Below are 17,140 nucleotides of genomic sequence, written 5' to 3' on the forward strand. Positions count from 1 at the left end.
TTCTTATATATTCGCAGTTGTTAATGTGTGATTTATATCATTATTAAATGTAAATATGGGACAGCTATAAAAATTTATATTTAGTCCGAAAATGTTGGGCGATATAGATGATTTGCTATCTCCTGAATTGGGGGCCCTATCAAACTGCAGGCAAGATAGTTCAATTAAATAGAAAATTTCCAACCGGAAATGTTGCTTTTCGTGCTATCGGTATACGACTAAGCTGGTAACCAGTTGCAATTATCAGGAGTCGTACTATGAAAGTCATTCAACAGTTGCGGGCGGTGCCCAGCCGCGACGGAGACGGGGTCAATATTATGCGAGTTGCTGATTTCCAGCGGTTGGCACTGGATCCGTATCTGATGTTAGATGAGATCCGCTCGGATGATGCCAAGGATTATATCGGTGGATTTCCGGCTCACCCCCACCGAGGTATGGAAACTTTTACCTATATTCGTCAGGGCGGTTTCGAGCATCGTGACCAGTTGGGTAACGTACGGGCAATCCGCGCCGGCAAAGTGCAATGGATGAGCACGGGCCGTGGCGTGGTTCATTCTGAAATGCCGTTGGCGGATGCTGACAGCGGACTGCATGGTTTTCAGATATGGCTCAATATGCCCGCCAAGGACAAGATGCGCCATCCGCAATATCAGGACTCTGGGAATAGTGAACATGCAACACTATCGGATGGAAATGGGCAGTTATATTTACTGGCTGGGCATTGGCAATATGGCAGTGAGTCCGCTGATGCGCCATTAATGGGGTTGGCGGCTAATGGTGCGATTGCCGATCTGACATTACCCGCCGGAGCAATATCTCAACTTGATTTGTCACAGTACAGTACTGTGGCGCTATATCTTTATCAGGGCAGGTTACAGCTTTCTGGGGGCGGCGAGGTCGATGCTGGCAATATGTTGCTTTTGGATCCAAAGGCTCCATTGCAATTGCATGCCGCTGATGAAACTGCCGGGATGTTATTGCTTGCAGGCAATGCTATCGGTGAAAAAGTCGTACAAATGGGGCCTTTTGTGATGAATACTCAGGCGGAAATTATGCAGGCCATCAGTGATTATCAAAGTGGTCAGTTTGGTGAAATAGTGTGATTACCAAAGTAACAAGACCGGCGTTTCCGGTCTTGTTACTCCTATTACCGCTAGCTTTGCAATATCTGTAACGGCAATCCCAACATGCCATCACCACTGCCGGCTAAATGCCAGATAACGCCTACCAGCGCGATCACGGTGATCAAATACCAGGTGGCAGAAACAACCTGCCCGTAGCGATCCAGAGGGATCAAATGGCTGTTGAGCCGTTGTTTCCACTCCGCAATAATCTCCAGTCCACCGATGGCCAGCAGGAACCCCAGCAGTGTTAGCCCCAGACGGTAACTAAGATAAACGCCCAATACTAAACCGGCACAGCAGATAACCAAACCCATAATGCGGTTTTGTGAAAAACTGATACTTTTGATGGCATGACCGCCATCCAGAGGCAACACAGGTAACAGGTTAAACAGGTTTAATAGTGCATTGAAGCCCGCTAAGGCTGCAAAAAACGGATTGGCCGTCAGGTGATATATCAGTAGCGCAACCAGTGATAGCAGCAAGCCAAAAAATGGCCCCATCATCGAAATGACCACATCTTGCCAGCGCGTATTGATTTTATCATCCGACAACGCCAGTCCACCCATGAATGGAATAAGGTAGATACCTTTGGTTTTCATCCCAAAATACTTCATGGCTCGGATATGTCCGTACTCGTGAAACATCAGACATACCAACAACGCTAAGGCAAACTGGAATGAGAATAACCAAGAGTAGGCGGCAATGCTGGCACCGGCCAGCACCACTTTAATGACTTTGGCACTCTTAAATAACTTAAACGCCAAAGATAACAAGCCCAAAGTCCCGGGTTTTGTGGCCTTAGCCTGTGGTGGTGGGCTTTGGCGCTCCATATCCTTTTCTGTACGGCGGCCTTGTGCGTAGATGTCATCATCGACCTGTAGCCGATAATCCAGCACAAAAGGTTGCCAGCGGATATCCGTTTCCAGACGTACCTCTATAGGTTGCGCTTTGTCTTGTTGATGCAGTTGAAATACATGGACTTTTAGTCCTTCATTGTCGCTGCCAGCCGTCTTTTGTGAAACCAGTTGCCCATCCCAGAATAGTTGTTGCCAGCCCGCTAGCGACGCTTCAAGTCGCAGCGGTTTCCCGAGACATTCAATATTTAATAATTCCATGACGTTCCGTCATTCAGTAACTTGAGGGCGATTATGCACATTGCTATGCCATAACAGAAGTGTTTAGGACAGAGATTTAACGAATTGTATGGCTTCAGTAACGGAATTTATCTGCAGTTTGCTGACGCAACAGCCGCCATCCAACAGCGCGTGAGCTTGTATCAGCTGTTGTAATTCACTCAGCGGTATCATTCCTGACATGAGCAGTTGCACCTGTCTATTGCGAAAGGTTAACCCCCAGATGGTTCCTGCGCTGTCCACTAACCGGTCGCCTAAGTTGAGCAAATACGACGCAGCCAAGAGCTGTTCCCAGTCTTGGTTATTCTCCAAGTACAGCAATTCATCAACATTTTGCTGGTGCAACAGTGCTGGCCAGTGGGGCATTGCTGCTGCGTCAGTTTCGGTTACTGTAGTCAAAGGTAATTTCTGCGCCTTGATTTTCAATAATGCAAGGACCGTGTTCTCGCTGGGTTTTATGTTGGGCCCCGCCAATGTGTATTTCCACATTGGCATACATATGGCGTTTTACTTCGATATGGTTGCGATGGTAGTAATTGTCGCTGTCGTTACGCACTGTGTCAGCTTCTGCTTCTTCCCGTGTCAGTTCGGCGTCAATGGTATGCTTTTGCTCCAGCATCATCTTGACCTGCTCTATCATCACAGCATCCTGTTGCCATTCAGCTTTGGGCGGAAGTTTCCTTAGGCGCGCTTCCATGTCTAGTTTGGTCACTACTAGCTGTCGGATACTTTCGTCCAGCTCTTTAAGCTTAAGTTTCTGCTCGTCCAACCGCATCGCACAATAGAGTTCGGTTTTGGTGTCGGCGGTCGCGCCGATGGTGACGGCCTGGATCCCTTGTTCCGCTTTTACCCAACCACCGACCAAATCACCGCGACGACCACTGCTGTCGCTGACGATGAGCTTGGCGTCAGTTTCGGTATGACTATGCAGCAACTGCTTGGTCACCAACACGTTGCCTAAACACTGTAAGTGTGAATATTGCACAAACTGGGCTGAAATCTGTCCTTTGGCGTGTAAGTGGGTTGATAGTTCATTGCCACCCAACTGCCTTCCGAGAACCCCTTTACTGACAGTAATGTCACCATCCGCCTCAAGAGTGGCGGATTCCACAAAGCCCATTACCGTGATATCACCGGAACTGCGTACCCGCATGCCTTCACAAACATCGCCACTGATAAGTACGCTGCCTTTGAAATCTACATTGCCATAGCCAACATCTACATCTTTAATTTGCAGTACATCGTCGACTTGCATACCGTCACGAAATTCCACCGGCTGGCCTGCTGCCGTTGCCAGCAGCATGGTGGGATTGGTGGGGGATATTTCGGTGCCGACACCCGCTTTCAGTTCAAGGTCTTTCCCTGCTTTGGCCGGGATAATTTCGCCATTGACGTTGTAACCGTTCACGCCGTCAGTAGCCGGTATCTTTACCATCAGTAGATCTTTGGGACGCACCATTACCACTGAGCCAAGATTGCGCATATCCACCGTGCCATCTTCACGTTCTTGAGGCTGTAACAAGCGCTCTCTGGCCAGCGGTACTTTACGTTCAAGTTTGGCGTGGGTACCATTGACGACGGGTCGGCCTACCGCAATCACGCCGCTAACACTCTCTCCCGGGCGCAGTTTGCCTGCTGCATTTAACAGTGCTTCAATTTTTTGTTTTGACAGCCCCATACAGATATTCTGTTGTTTGAGCTGTTGTAAAACCTCTGGCAAACTAACGGCTTTCCCTCCCCAAGGTGCAACGAGGGTCATGCTGGCTTGCATTTTATCTTTGGTGGTCTCTAAGGTAATTTTGCCGTCACACCGCTCAGCAATGCGGAAGAAAAGTTCATGACAGCCTTCATCCTTTACCGACAGGTTGTTGACATCTTTCACCGCTGTTTTGATCGCTTGTTCAAGCGGGAAGAGTGATGCAAATTCCGGCAGCGTTAATAGTTGCCGTAACGATTCCTCGGTAATAGGTCCGTGTTTTTGGGGGACAATCCTTAATTCAGCGAACTGACTATCGCTGCTTAGGTGGAGCAGTTCTGGCGCCAGCATGATGTTATCCAAGGTAATTTCATTATAGTTTTATGTGATCCTGTCCGAGTATATCAATACTTTTCCGGTCAACGAACCCTTTTAATAACAAACATCTAACGTTACCTGAAATCTGTTGTCAATGTCGCAAACTGTGCTTTTTTTGCTCAAGTGCGATTACGATAGACCTTGTACTTACTGGTCTCAGCGATGATATTCACTTCACCAAAATGGCGGACAATGGTGTCGGCATAAGGCAAATGCCGGTTGGCAACGATCTGCCAGATGCCTCCTGATTTGAGGCGACGGCGGCTATCGGCGACAAAGCTGGTGGCGATATCGGTGGTGCTGTTGAGGCCGTCATGGAATGGCGGATTGGAAATAATGCCGTCAAACGCTCCCGTGACCTGTGCCAATCCATCAGATGGATAAACTCGGGCGCTGAAGCCATTGGCCGCTAGCGTATGTTCACAAGCAAGCAATGCCAATGCGTTGATGTCGACACATTCCAGCTGCAATTGCGGGTTCTGCAGCAATAGTGCTGCGCTGATCACTCCGGCACCACAGCCAAAGTCCAGTACTCGGCCGTTTAGTGATGGCAAGTGTTGCAGTAATAACTCAGTGCCTTGATCCAGCTGTTTTTCGCTGAATACACCTACCATATTACAAATAGTCAATGTCCCATTTGCGGTGGACAGTTGGTAGCGACTGAGAAACGGTTCGATATTCAGTTGTGCTAGGGTGTGGTTACGCTCAGCGGTGTAAAGTAAGCAATGGCGGGCGTTGTCGCGCTTTCTGGCGGATGAGAAATGATCGCTCTGCTGCTTATCAAAAGCGCGAATACCGCCCTTATTTTCCCCAACGACTAATAACTGACCGCCGTTGCTAAGATAGACTGCGGCCAGTTGCAGCAAATATCCCATCAGGGCTTTGGCTTTTGGGTAGTAGATAACGACGGTGTCGAAGGTGTCTGCCTGTGGTAACTGATGGCCAAAATAACAGGTAACTTTTGCCCCAGCGGCTTGCAGAGCTAAATAATGATTGAAGTCCAGCGCCAGCGCGGTGACGGAATCGCAGTCTTTCTGCAATTCAACAGCGCACAAGTCACTTTCGTGATTAAGCAAAAGTACTTTGCCGCGGACATGTTCACTGTTACGTAATATTAGCTGAGAGGGAGCGGTCAGCACTGGCAGAATCCCGTTTTGATTGAAAGGCGGCCATTATAGCCAAAGCGGCATCCTGAAGGGAATGTGATAGCAAAAGAGCAGCCAGTGGCTGCTCTTGTCAGCGGCAATGCGGTTAATCTCAGTTAGCAGAAACAGGGGCGTCGGCTGGTGCCGCTGCAGGCACGGGCACGCTTGCCGCCGTAGCCTTTTTGGGCTTAGGCAACAGGCTGACCAGTTTGTTGGCAATATCAGTATTGTCCTGATTACCGATAAATAACTCTGCGCCGGGACCAGTTGCAAATACCTGTACGTCGACCCCCGTGTGACCCCCGGTAGTCCAGCCGGTGTTGGAGCGCAGGTCAATTTCGTGCTTGATGGCTTGCGCCAGCACATCTTTGCCCTGCATTCTGGCATGATCAAAACGCGCTTTGAGTTCATCATCGATAGCAAATCCCAACCCATCAGCGAGGAGCTGCGGCCAGTTATCATCTGCCAACGCTTTGGCCGCCAGCGTTTCTGGACTGGCTTTAACCGCTTTAATCACTTCCGGATACCAAGCATATTTATCATCGCGGCCAATCGACATACCCCCGGTATTGTGATCGGCCGTAACAACCATCAGAGTATCAGGATGGCTGCGTACATACTGTTCGACGGCTTCTACCGCGTGGGCAAATTCATCCATCTCACCCATCGCTGCGACGATGTCATTGTCGTGGCCTGCCCAGTCAATCTGGCTGCCTTCTACCATCAACACAAAGCCTTGGGGGTTCTGTGACAATAACGCTAGGGCTTTGTTGGTCATGGTACTGAGCCGATGGGCATCGGGTTCATCCACCGCCCAAGGCAGTTGCACGTCTGCAAACAGTCCTAACACTTTAGGTTGGGTGACATTCTGTAACAGGTTGAAATCGTTAATTACCTGATAACCTTTGTTGCGGAAAGCCTCTAACATTGGCGTGGTGAAATATTTCTGACCGCCACCGAGCAACACGTCCGCATCGGTATTGATATAGGTTGCGGCAATCTCATCATAATTTTTGCGGCTTTCATTGTGGCTTAAAAAAGCGGCTGGTGTGGCATGGTTCACCTGACAGGTTACTGCCACACCAGTGCTGAGCCCGCGTTTTTTGGCCCGTTCCATAATGGTTTCCAGTGGTTGTTTTTGCAGGTCTACTGAAATTGCCCCATTATAGCTTTTGCTGCCAGTTGCCAGCGCCGTTGCCGCTGCGGCAGAGTCAGTGACATAGCCACTGACTCTGGCCGGATAAGTGCTGGCCATGCCAACCAACAAGCGGTCAAACACTGTCTGTTCCACTTCTTCTGTATCCGGATTGTCCTTGAAATAGCGATAAGCCGTGGTATATGCCGGGCCCATGCCATCACCGATCATGATAATCACATTTTTAGGGCGTGACGGAGCCAGAGCGGGGGCCAACATATCCTCGGCAAGCGCCGTAAACGGCAATAACAACGCTAGCGCTAGTGCCGACAGTTGTTTGAACTTCATTGTAAATCCTTGTTATTGCTGGCTGATACGACGCTCAATCGCGTCCATCAGCATGCCAGTGATATCCACGTCAAAAGCGGCTTCAATTTCGCGAACACAGGTGGGACTGGTAACATTGATTTCTGTGAGTTTGTCGCCAATGACATCTAGCCCCACAAAAATTAATCCTCGTTTCTTTAGCTCAGGTCCTAGGGCTCTGGCGATTTTCCAGTCACTTTCTGACAAGGGCTGGGCGACGCCAGAACCGCCTGCGGCCAAGTTGCCGCGGGTTTCACCCTGCTTGGGAATGCGCGCTAGACAATAGGGCACCGGCTCGCCATCAATCACTAAAATACGTTTGTCGCCTTGGGTGATTTGCGGGATATATACCTGCGCCATTGCGTAGTTGTGACCATAATGAGTCAGTGTTTCGATGATTACCCCGACGTTGGGATCATCCTGTTTCACTCGGAAAATCGAAGTGCCGCCCATGCCATCGAGGGGTTTCAGGATAATATCGCCATGCTGACGATGAAACTCACGGATACGCATGGCATCGCGCGTTACCAAGGTGATAGGAGTGAATTCGCTGAACCAAGCAGTAAACAATTTTTCGTTGGCATCGCGCAGGCTCTGAGGCTTGTTGACAATCAACACTCCTGCTTCTTCAGCGCGTTCCAGCATATAAGTGGCGTAAATGTATTCGGTGTCAAACGGCGGGTCTTTGCGCATCAGAATAACATCAAGGTCACTGAGTGGCAGTTCTTGGCGCTCGCCTAAAGTGAACCAGTCGTGGGGATCCTGACGCACGCTGACGCTACGCATACTGGCTACCGGCGTACCGGAAATCAACGCCAAATCCTGCATCTCCATGTAGTACAGCTGATAACCGCGCTTTTGCGCCGCCAACAGCATGGCGAAACTGGTGTCTTTTTTGATATTGATGTCTTTGATGGGATCCATCAGGATGCCGAGTTTAATCATTTTGCTTTCCTTTATTGGGATTACCCCAAATCACCAAAACGTAATTGTAAGGCGGTAATGGCTGTCATCGCGGCGGTTTCGGTACGCAGCACTCTAGGCCCCAGTAGCACTTCGGTGAAGTTTTGTTGTTCGGTCATTGCAATTTCCTGGTCAGATAAGCCGCCTTCAGGACCAATCAACAATCTGATTTTATGATTGGGCAACGTTAACCCATTAATACCATGACTGGCGCGTGGATGCAGGTTCAGTTTTAATGCGTCATCGTTTTCAGCGCACCAATCTGTTAGTTCCACCGCCGGACGAACTAAGGGTATCTCACTGCGGCCACACTGCTCACAGGCACTGATGACTATTTTTTGCCACTGTTGGATTTTTTTCTCTAGGCGTTCGCCAGTAAGTTTGACGCCGCAACGTTCTGAAAATAACGGTGTGATGATGTTGACGCCCAGTTCTACCGATTTCTGTAACGTGAAGTCCATTCTGTCGCCTCGGGAGATAACTTGTCCGAGATGAATTTGCAAGGGGGATTCCGTGGTATTGGCTTGCGCAGAAAGGACCGTTACCGTTACTGATTTCTTATTAGCCTGTTGGATCTGCGCCAAGTAATCTTTGCCGTCGCCGTTGAACAAGCAGATCTCTTCGTCTGTGCTCATCCGTAATACTCGGCCGATATGAGCCGCCGCTTCCTCATCCAACTGAAGCTGCTGGCCGATGACAACATTGCCTCTATGATAAACTCTCGGGACTCTCATAGTGTGTTCCTGGGTAAATTACTGCGCTATTTTGCCGGAAATAGCACCACGTAAACAGCGTGATTGTACATAGATGTTGTGATTTCCCTGCACTTTGGCAACGGCATCATCGCGGCGACATTCGTCTTCGCTGACCGGATATTGATGATTCCAGGCAGTGAATAATTTTTGTTGGGCCGCAGCTAGTTGCAACTGATAAGTATCATGCATATACAGGTAAGTTCGGGCAATTGCCCCTCTGGCTCGCCCCGGTGGCTGAACTTTATGATTTTTAAAATCTACCACCATTTCGCACTTGCCATACTGCCCGGCGCTAGCATTCCACTGGCTAAAGCGGTAATTAGAACGATCACCGTTCACTTCACCAATGGCGGGCACCAGATTATGCAAATCGGCTTCCATCAGATTGAACTGCTTGCTGCTGCGTTCGCAGTTCTTGCGACCGCCTTGCTGCCAGCATTGCAGTTGATGTCCAAATTCCCAAGCGGGTACAATATGTTCCCATTCAATCCTAGCCGCCCGAGCGGGTTGCTTTCGTGGCTGAAAACCGCAGGAATGCCAGTCAGGTTGCCATTTCTTCTGTTGTGTGTCGATGCGGCAGCCACAGTAAAAGGTATTATTGACTGTCAGCTTGGCATATAGCTGCTTAGCTTGACGTTTTGCCTCGTGAAAGTTATCTGCGCGTTCGGCCCGTGCCTGTTGACAAATAAATAACAGCAGGATTGGCACCAACAGTTGCCTGAGGCGTATAAAGATCAATCTGTTCCCCTAAAAGTACCGCTTAATGCCAGAGCGTGATGTAACTAACTCGGGCTTGTAATAGTGGCGCAGATAGTAAAAGAAGCTGTGGTTATTGGCAATTGGCTGCACTATGCCGCCGGTTGCAACCATTGTCCACAACTGCGGCAGCGGTAACGTGCTTGTCCACGAACGATTTTATTGTGGCGGCGCAACGTTAGCTCAATGTCACCACATGCGCAGTGATAACGCTTACCCTTGGGGGTCACCGAGGTCGTGTCAAACTGATGTGTAGTCTTGCCTGGCAAGTGAAAAATCTGCTGCATCAGTTGTTTCCATTCAGCGCCATGGGGTTTGACTTTGCCATAAAGTTGGTAACACAACAGATGGCAGATTTCATGCGGTACTACTTCCCGAATAAATGTTTCAGGATTTTCTCTGAGCAATACCGGATGGAATCTCAGCTTGTTCAATTGCAGATGTGCGGTACCCGCGGCCTTGCCTCTAAGCTTGAAGTTTACTTGCGGTCGCGGGAAGCTGCGCTGTAAGCGCTTTTCTGCTAATTGATAACACTGCTCGACGGCTTGCAGCAACTGCTGCTCAAGCGTGGATAACACAGCGGTGGTTGCTGCAACCTCCACCTGGGAGGAACGGTTGGAAAAGATATGCCACATAAACTACAGGTACCGCACTTAGAAATATTATGCGGGCGGTGCCCGCATCTTAGGGGTAAAACTACAATGTGGCCGCCGCTGCCGTCAACATGGCTTTGAGCTGAACGATCATCTGTTGTTCTGTTTGGGCATCGTAACCCGCCAGCCGTGGTGTATGAATATGCCCTGTAGCGATACGGCTACCCAGTTGCTGTTGCAGTAATATGGCTCGGTACGATATTTCATTGGACAGATACCCACCACCGGAACCTTCAACCGCGGTGCTGTTTTGCAATTCACTTAGGCTATTGGCGACAAACGTGCCTCGCTGCAAGGTTGTGACTGTGTGGTTATCATTGATTTTCCATTGCCCCTTCACCGTTTGAATGGCGGCAACGGGGAGTGAAAATTCAACAAATTCAGGCCCATTCAGCGTCTTGCCGTCCAGTTTCGGTGGCTGCGGATGTTCTTTATCAGCTCCAGTCATGACATTGCGGTTATCTGGTGCTTTGGCTGAACGGTTTCGGCCCGGAAAACGTTCAATATCAAAATCGTTGCGCCCCATACTGACGGTGACAACCATATTGACGCGATTGTCTCGATAGATTGGCGTCAACAGTGATTCGATAATGCCGGCATCAAAATCAGCAAAACGCACCGGGATCATCACCGTTTCTATCTGTACCTGCTTACCATTGACTTGAAAACGGTAGCCGTCCAATGCCAATGCTGCCATTCCGGAAGGATTGCTTTGCTCAATATGACGGTCTAGGAAGAAAGGATCAAAGCCAGTCAGCAGAATTTTAATCTGGGCATCATCGGCGTAATTGATGTCGCTGAAACCGCGAGAGGCTTTTTCAACCGCTTTAGTTAGGATCTCGCGCTGCCAGTCAGCGATACCGAATGCTGGTTGTTGTCGTTGCAGCAACGTGCGCATCTGTAGTCGACTCCAGTACAACGAGCGATCATCATAATGACCAGAGCTGACATCTCGAACCGCTTGCTGCCATAAACGTTGTCCCTCGTGGGCGACCATCTGTGTGACTTTTAACTCGTTTTTCTGCCGCTGATATTTATCACTTAAATCATTAACAATGGCGCTATAGCGGCTGATGACATCAGGCATGGCTTGTTCGGCTTTTGGCAGTCGATCTTCTTCAACACCAGCAGTCACCGACAATGGCAACAATAACGTAGTCAGCAGGCCAAGGGTGGGGCAGAGCTTTAACATGACAGTTCCTTTGAATATATTGTTATAAGTCAGTGATCTAATCATTGAAATTAAGTATGCACCAGTCACAGACGAGCGCCAACAAAACATCAGGATTTTCCAAGACTGACTAATGGCTTATACCATCAGTGACTGTAGTGACTCTTGGCTATTAAAACGTTTGGTAAAGAAATCCAAAAATACGCTGATATTGGTTGCCAGTTGGCGACGGCTGGAATATACCCCATAAACTTTGAAAGGCTCGATTGGCCATTCCTGTAACAGTGGCACTAACGCGCCGCGTGCCAGTTCATTTTTACACACAGCGTGAGAGACCATGGCGATACCAAAGTCATCCAACGCCAGTTGCTTCACCATGGCGGCGCTGTTGACTCTGGCTTTACGCCGAAAACTCGCCATCGTCTTGCGGTTGCCTTTTCCCAGCGGCCAGATGGGCGCTGAACGCAGCGTGCCCATCAGAATTCCATCGTGCTGTGCCAAATCCTTGGGGGTGGCTGGCGTGCCATGAGCTTTGAGATAACCGGGGCTGGCAACCAGTATGGGCTGACGTTCAAATAAAAGACGGGCGACCATGTCAGAAGACTGTAATGGGCCATATTTGATGGCGATATCATAACCTTCACCTACTAATCCCACCTCACCATCCGTGAACTGTACGTCTAGTTCCACTGCCGGATATAAGCGCATAAAGCCACTGCAGAGGTTGGCGATGACTTCTTGGCTGAAAGATACCGGAATCGCAATGCGTAACAGTCCAGATACGTCATTGTGGGTGTTTTCAATGGTCGCCTGCGCTGCTTCAACTTCATTACAGATTGTCTGGCAATGCTGGTAGAATAAAGCGCCAACCTGCGTCAGACTGATTGAGCGGGTATTACGTTGCAGCAGGCGCACGCCAAGCTCCTGTTCGAGCTGAGCGATTTTGCGGCTGATGGTGGATTTGGGTAGCCCGGTATCACGTGCTGCTTGGGAGAAACCTTCTGCTCTGACCACTGCAGCAAATAGCAGCATCCCATTCAAATCTGGCATATTTTTCTGACTGTCTCAAAAATGGAACAAAGCGTCCAAGGCAGTTTAATGGTAATTCAGCTGATAACAAAGTTATATTTAGCGGCTGTACATATATAATTTAGAGGCTTAGCAGAGGATCTTTTTGATGAGCACCAATAAGCAGCCCGAAAACTCGACTCAAGCCCAAGCGCCGGATCCATTGTTTTTACATGCAGAACATCTGGCCAAGGACTTCTCTCTATTTCCCGAGCATAGTAAGCAAAGTCTGTCTGACGAAATCAACGGACTGTTGGATGACGATGACATCCAAAGTAATCTCAAGACACTGGCGCAGTTGGACGTGGATGGCTACGTTGCCAAGGTAATCCAGCCGACTCTCGACAAAAATCGTCCCGGTGCCAAACGTATTATTGCCGATCTGAAAGGTAAGATGATTGTTGAAAAACACAATGGACCTTTCTATTCCGCAGAAGTTGAATTGAATTTTGGTGGCCGCAGCCGCCGCGTCGGCTTTATTGCCCAAGAACGCACTACTGCAAATGGCGCTTGGATGCCTGAACATCATCTAATGTGTTGTGAGGCTATTCGCCATTTCGCTGAACTGTCGATGCCAATTGTATACTTCATCGACACTCCGGGGGCTGATGCTGGTGAACTGGCTAACAGCCATAATCAGGCTCATTCAATCTCCCGTGCGATAGCAGAAAGCGCCAACGTGGACGTGCCAACCATTGGTATTGTCATTGGTGCCGGTTATTCCGGTGGGGCAATTCCCTTGGCCGCTGCTAACATCTTGTTGTCGGTCCGAGACGGTATTTTCAACACTATCCAGCCTCAAGGGCTGCAGAGTATTGCTCGTAAATACAACCTTTCTTGGCAGGAATGTGCTAAATCCGTTGGGGTGTCGCCGGAAGAGCTATACACCACCGGTTGTATTGACGGCATTATCGATTTCTCGCCATCAGATCGCGATGAGCGTCAGCATAATTTGCGCCGCGCTATCATCAGTGGTATCGAAGCGGTAGAACGCGCTGCAGTTGCTTTTGTGAAAGAGTCAGAAGATCTGCGTGAGCACTACAAACGTAGCCTTAACCGTTTCTTATACCCTTCAAAAAACTTGCAGGCGCTGGAAAACGCCGTACATATGTCACTGGCCAGCAGCCCGACAATGCATCTTAACCTGTTCGGCAGTGCTTACCGTTATTTGCGCTATCTGACTGCGCGCAGCCGTATTCATTCTATTTCGATGGAACAGTATGGTCGTCTGTCGAAGGTCAGTGTTCCCGAAGGCGATCTACGGGCACGTATCCAGAAAGAACAGGAAAAGGTATTCCAATCTTGGTTATCGAATCCAGACAAACTGGTATACGACGAAGAGCTTGCTAAGTTGTGGAATAATTTCATCGCCAAGCGTGATGATATTTCCACAGAACGTAACATGCTGACACGCTTGATTTTGGGTGAACCGAAAGAGAACTATAAAAAAGCCCGTAAGGCGCTGTTGTTCAACATTGGTTGGAGCTTGTATCACCGCTGGAAGAGTAACGCTGCCAATAACTTTAAAGGCTTGATCCATTACCTGGAAACGTTGCCAGCAGAAGTGACTCAGACCCCGTGGCCGGAATTAAACCAACTGACGTTGCTGGATGTGGTTGTTAATGAAGAGTTGCGTGAAGACTTTATCTGGCAATGTTACAACATCCTGATCTTCAACGCATTGTACGACAATGTGGTGGGTAACTTGGCGTCTATTGCAAAAGAAGCCATGATGAACAAGAGCTTGTCTCGTGCATCGGTGGACGGTTTGCTGCATAAGTCTATCGACCGTGCGATTTCGACCCAAGATACCGCTAATGATAAGAGTAAGTTCTATAAGTGGCTGAAATATTTTATGTCTCAGTCTAACCGTGCCGAATTGCTCACTAAGACCGAACAGTGGAAAAGTGTTGGCTTCCCACAGCTGAACAACAGTTTGTTTGTGGTCTTGACCTACTTCTTTGAGCGTTTGTTGCCTGAATATTTCGACAGCGAGGACGACAACACTCAATACACTGGCGCTATTAACCCGGTACGTATTGGCCGCCGCAAAGATTTCTGGAACCGCCTCACTATGGGCTATCAGGATCTGCTGATCCAGAAGGTGCTGCGTGAAGAGAAGAAAGCCGGCAATATGACGTGGAATAATATCATCGATAAGTTCTTCAGTAAGTTTGATGAACTGAACGGTGATAAGATGACCGCCAATTCGCTGAATTTCCCAGGTTTCCGTTTATCTATTGAAGATGCCTTGGATAAAGGCATTCGTCCCTGTGGGTTAATCACCGGCTTAGCAAATTTCCACCATAACGGTAAGAAGATTCGTGTCGGTGTCGCCGTGTCCAATACCGCATTTCAGGCTGGCGCATTCGATATGGCCAGTGCCGAAAAATTCTCGGCGCTGCTGATTGAGTGTGCTAAACGCCAAATGCCGGTGATCTGTTTTATCAGTTCCGGTGGCATGCAGACCAAAGAAGGGGCTGCCGCACTGTTTTCTATGGCGGTAGTGAATGATCGTCTGACCCGCTTCATCCGTGATAATGAACTGCCAGTCCTAATGTTTGGTTTCGGCGACTGTACCGGTGGTGCGCAGGCTTCTTTTGTGACTCACCCGTTGGTGCAGACATATTATATGTCGGGTACTAATATGCCATTTGCTGGTCAGATGGTGGTTCCCGCTTATCTGCCATCAACCGCTACCTTGTCAAACTATCTGTCGAAAGTCCCTGGGGCGATGAACGGCCTGGTGAGCAATCCGTTCAGCGATAGCTTGGATGAACAGTTGCAAAGCATTGATCCGTTAATGCCTATGCCAACAGAGAGCGTCGAAGATGTCATTTCTGGTGCTTTGTCCTCCTTGGTCGCAACCACCCACGAAACGAGCGCAGATGAGATCGTCCAAGATGACCCGCGCGCACTGATGAAGCCGATCAATAAAGTATTGATCCACGCCCGTGGTTGTACTGCCGTTAAACTGATCCGCAAGGCGCATGATAACAATATCAATGTGGTGCTGGTGGCATCCGATCCTGATATGACCGCTGTTCCGGCAGAGATGCTGAATGAAAACGATAAGCTGGTATGTCTTGGTGGTAACACTTCAGATGAATCTTACCTCAATGCTTATTCCGTATTGCGTGTAGCGGACTATGAGAAAGTAGATGCATTGCACCCAGGGATTGGCTTCCTTTCTGAAAGTCCGCAATTTGCTGCATTGTGTGTTAATAATGGCGTGAATTTTGTGGGCCCTAGCGTCAACTCCATGACGACTATGGGTAACAAATCCAATGCAATTAAAACCTCACAGTCCCAGAATGTGCCGGTGGTGCCGGGTTCACACGGTATTCTGACCAATGCCGAGCAGGCGGTAAATGTTGCCAGTGAAATTGGTTATCCGGTACTGCTGAAAGCCGTACAAGGTGGGGGCGGTAAGGGTATTCAGGTGGTACGTCGTCCGGAAGAGATGATAGGTCTGTTCCAGAAGACATCCACCGAAGCCGCCGCGGCTTTTGGTAACGGTGACCTGTACCTGGAAAAATACGTCACCTCACTGCGTCACATCGAAGTACAGTTACTGCGTGACCGTTTTGGTAATACCAAAGTGTTGGGGATCCGCGACTGTTCAGTACAGCGCAATAACCAGAAGGTGATTGAAGAATCAGGTTCTACCATGTTGCCGGAAGAGCTGAAGCAAAAGGTAATGAAATACACCGAAGCTTTGGGTAACGCAACTGATTACACCGGTGCTGGTACCGTAGAGTACATCTACAACTTAGATGCTAACGAAGTCTATTTCATGGAGATGAATACTCGTTTGCAGGTGGAACATCCAGTCACCGAAGTCACTTCTGGTATCGACATTGTCAGCGCACAGTTCGATATTGCTGCAGGTCGGTCTATTGAGAAACTGCAGCCAAAAGAGCTGGGCTACGCCATTGAAGTGCGCGTGACCGCAGAAAAAGCGGCGTTGGACAGCCACGGGGTATTACAGTTAGTGCCAAATCCAGGCCTAATCAGTGAGTGTGTCTTGCCGCCACAAGATAATGTGGAAGTGATCTCCATCGCTGCTGAAGGTAAAGAAGTTTCGCCTTACTATGACAGCCTGATTGCTCAAATCATTGTTCATGGTGAAGACCGTGAAGACACCATCAACAAGATGTTGGATTATCTGGATCGGGTCGTGATCAAGGGTATTGCGACTAACATTCCATTACTAAAACGCATCCTCAGTGACCGTACTTTCCGTGATGGTGTCTATGATACTAACTATCTGCCACGCCTGATGGCTGAATTGGATATTCCGGCACTGATTGCGGAAATGGAAGCGGCGGCTGAAACTCAGAAGGTGGATACTGCATCTTTGCGTGTTGGTGAATCTAATGAGTTGAAAGTGCTAGCGCAGGGTGCTGGTATTTTCTATACCTCGCCCGCCCCCGGTGAAGCCGATTTTGTCAAAGAAGGTGATATCGTCACTGTTGAGCAGACACTGGCGCTGACTGAAGCGATGAAGATGTTCTCGCAAATGACGCTGGCCGGTTTCAACCGCAAAGGCGCTGTCTTGTATCCGGAAGACAAGAAATACCGTATTGAGCGTATTCTTAATGGCAATGGGCAGCAGGTTTCCCAAGGGGATTTGTTGTTCGTCGTATCACCGGTTGACGAGTAAAAAAAAAGTGTTGTTAAAGAAGCCCGCAACTGCGGGCTTCTTTGTCTGATGACTAGCTTGGCTATCTTTGTTGACTATCATCTGTTTCGTCAATGAGCGTTAACCTCACCCTTTTGTTTGTCAGGATTACG

13 protein-coding genes are annotated in these 17,140 nt (G+C 48.9%); 2 read left to right on the forward strand and 11 right to left on the reverse strand.

Annotation, left to right across the window (positions count from 1 at the left end; all coding sequences use genetic code 11):
- The first annotated feature begins 257 nt into the window (after positions 1-257).
- A complete protein-coding gene (locus J3L11_RS05975) occupies positions 258-1,103 on the forward strand; it encodes a pirin family protein (protein ID WP_207570460.1) in 846 nt (281 codons plus the stop codon).
- A 50-nt stretch (positions 1,104-1,153) separates the two neighbouring features.
- Here J3L11_RS05975 and J3L11_RS05980 read toward each other — a convergent pair whose 3' ends face one another.
- The 11 genes from J3L11_RS05980 to J3L11_RS06030 all read right to left on the reverse strand — a co-directional run bounded on the left by J3L11_RS05980 (position 1,154) and on the right by J3L11_RS06030 (position 12,325).
- Complete coding sequence (locus tag J3L11_RS05980) at positions 1,154-2,239, reverse strand: site-2 protease family protein (RefSeq protein WP_207570461.1); 1,086 nt, start codon at positions 2,237-2,239, stop codon at positions 1,154-1,156.
- Positions 2,240-2,302: 63 nt separating this feature from the next.
- Positions 2,303-2,656 (reverse strand): DUF4144 family protein, encoded by a 354-nt coding sequence (locus tag J3L11_RS05985; protein WP_207570462.1) that lies wholly within the window; start codon positions 2,654-2,656, stop codon positions 2,303-2,305.
- On the reverse strand, positions 2,634-4,304 hold the full coding sequence (locus tag J3L11_RS05990; RefSeq protein ID WP_207570510.1) for a FapA family protein: 1,671 nt from the start codon (positions 4,302-4,304) through the stop codon (positions 2,634-2,636). The genes J3L11_RS05985 and J3L11_RS05990 overlap by 23 nt, the downstream gene beginning before the upstream one ends.
- Before the next feature lie 146 nt (positions 4,305-4,450).
- The gene (locus J3L11_RS05995) at positions 4,451-5,470 is read right to left on the reverse strand and encodes a class I SAM-dependent methyltransferase (RefSeq protein WP_207570463.1); all 1,020 of its coding nucleotides are present in this window, start codon (positions 5,468-5,470) and stop codon (positions 4,451-4,453) included.
- 118 nt (positions 5,471-5,588) lie between these two features.
- The gene (locus J3L11_RS06000; RefSeq protein WP_242695119.1) at positions 5,589-6,890 is read right to left on the reverse strand and encodes an alkaline phosphatase; all 1,302 of its coding nucleotides are present in this window, start codon (positions 6,888-6,890) and stop codon (positions 5,589-5,591) included.
- A gap of 81 nt (positions 6,891-6,971) precedes the next feature.
- The gene (gshB, locus tag J3L11_RS06005) at positions 6,972-7,922 is read right to left on the reverse strand and encodes a glutathione synthase (RefSeq protein WP_207570465.1); all 951 of its coding nucleotides are present in this window, start codon (positions 7,920-7,922) and stop codon (positions 6,972-6,974) included.
- Between the two features lie 20 nt (positions 7,923-7,942).
- Entirely contained in the window at positions 7,943-8,674 is a 732-nt protein-coding gene (gene rsmE / locus J3L11_RS06010; RefSeq protein WP_207570466.1) for a 16S rRNA (uracil(1498)-N(3))-methyltransferase, read from the reverse strand.
- A gap of 18 nt (positions 8,675-8,692) precedes the next feature.
- Positions 8,693-9,409: an endonuclease gene (locus J3L11_RS06015; RefSeq protein ID WP_207570511.1), complete on the reverse strand. Its 717-nt coding sequence runs from the start codon at positions 9,407-9,409 to the stop codon at positions 8,693-8,695.
- A gap of 134 nt (positions 9,410-9,543) precedes the next feature.
- A complete protein-coding gene (locus J3L11_RS06020) occupies positions 9,544-10,086 on the reverse strand; it encodes a SprT family zinc-dependent metalloprotease (protein WP_207570467.1) in 543 nt (180 codons plus the stop codon).
- Positions 10,087-10,147: 61 nt separating this feature from the next.
- Positions 10,148-11,296 carry a hypothetical protein gene (locus J3L11_RS06025; protein ID WP_207570468.1) on the reverse strand — a complete coding sequence of 383 codons (1,149 nt, stop codon included), beginning with the start codon at positions 11,294-11,296 and terminating at the stop codon, positions 10,148-10,150.
- A gap of 117 nt (positions 11,297-11,413) precedes the next feature.
- Entirely contained in the window at positions 11,414-12,325 is a 912-nt protein-coding gene (locus J3L11_RS06030) for a LysR family transcriptional regulator (protein ID WP_133037811.1), read from the reverse strand.
- 127 nt (positions 12,326-12,452) lie between these two features.
- Between J3L11_RS06030 and J3L11_RS06035 the strand changes: the two genes are divergently transcribed.
- Positions 12,453-17,009 (forward strand): biotin carboxylase N-terminal domain-containing protein, encoded by a 4,557-nt coding sequence (locus J3L11_RS06035; protein WP_207570469.1) that lies wholly within the window; start codon positions 12,453-12,455, stop codon positions 17,007-17,009.
- Positions 17,010-17,140 lie beyond the last annotated feature (131 nt).

It is taken from the genome of Shewanella sp. 4t3-1-2LB, from assembly GCF_017368415.1.
In the GTDB taxonomy this organism is placed as follows: Bacteria; Pseudomonadota; Gammaproteobacteria; order Enterobacterales; family Shewanellaceae; genus Shewanella; species Shewanella fodinae.

Bases quoted from the DNA above. Each gene is read 5' to 3' on its own strand.
- J3L11_RS05990 (WP_207570510.1), bottom strand. From the start codon at position 4,304: ATGCTGGCGCCAGAACTGCTCCACCTAAGCAGCGATAGTCAGTTCGCT.
- J3L11_RS06030 (WP_133037811.1), bottom strand. From the start codon at position 12,325: ATGCCAGATTTGAATGGGATGCTGCTATTTGCTGCAGTGGTCAGAGCA.
- J3L11_RS06025 (WP_207570468.1), bottom strand. From the start codon at position 11,296: ATGTTAAAGCTCTGCCCCACCCTTGGCCTGCTGACTACGTTATTGTTG.
- gshB (WP_207570465.1), bottom strand. From the start codon at position 7,922: ATGATTAAACTCGGCATCCTGATGGATCCCATCAAAGACATCAATATC.
- J3L11_RS06000 (WP_242695119.1), bottom strand. From the start codon at position 6,890: ATGTTGGCCCCCGCTCTGGCTCCGTCACGCCCTAAAAATGTGATTATC.
- J3L11_RS05975 (WP_207570460.1), top strand. From the start codon at position 258: ATGAAAGTCATTCAACAGTTGCGGGCGGTGCCCAGCCGCGACGGAGAC.
- J3L11_RS06020 (WP_207570467.1), bottom strand. From the start codon at position 10,086: ATGTGGCATATCTTTTCCAACCGTTCCTCCCAGGTGGAGGTTGCAGCA.
- rsmE (WP_207570466.1), bottom strand. From the start codon at position 8,674: ATGAGAGTCCCGAGAGTTTATCATAGAGGCAATGTTGTCATCGGCCAG.
- J3L11_RS05980 (WP_207570461.1), bottom strand. From the start codon at position 2,239: ATGGAATTATTAAATATTGAATGTCTCGGGAAACCGCTGCGACTTGAA.
- J3L11_RS06035 (WP_207570469.1), top strand. From the start codon at position 12,453: ATGAGCACCAATAAGCAGCCCGAAAACTCGACTCAAGCCCAAGCGCCG.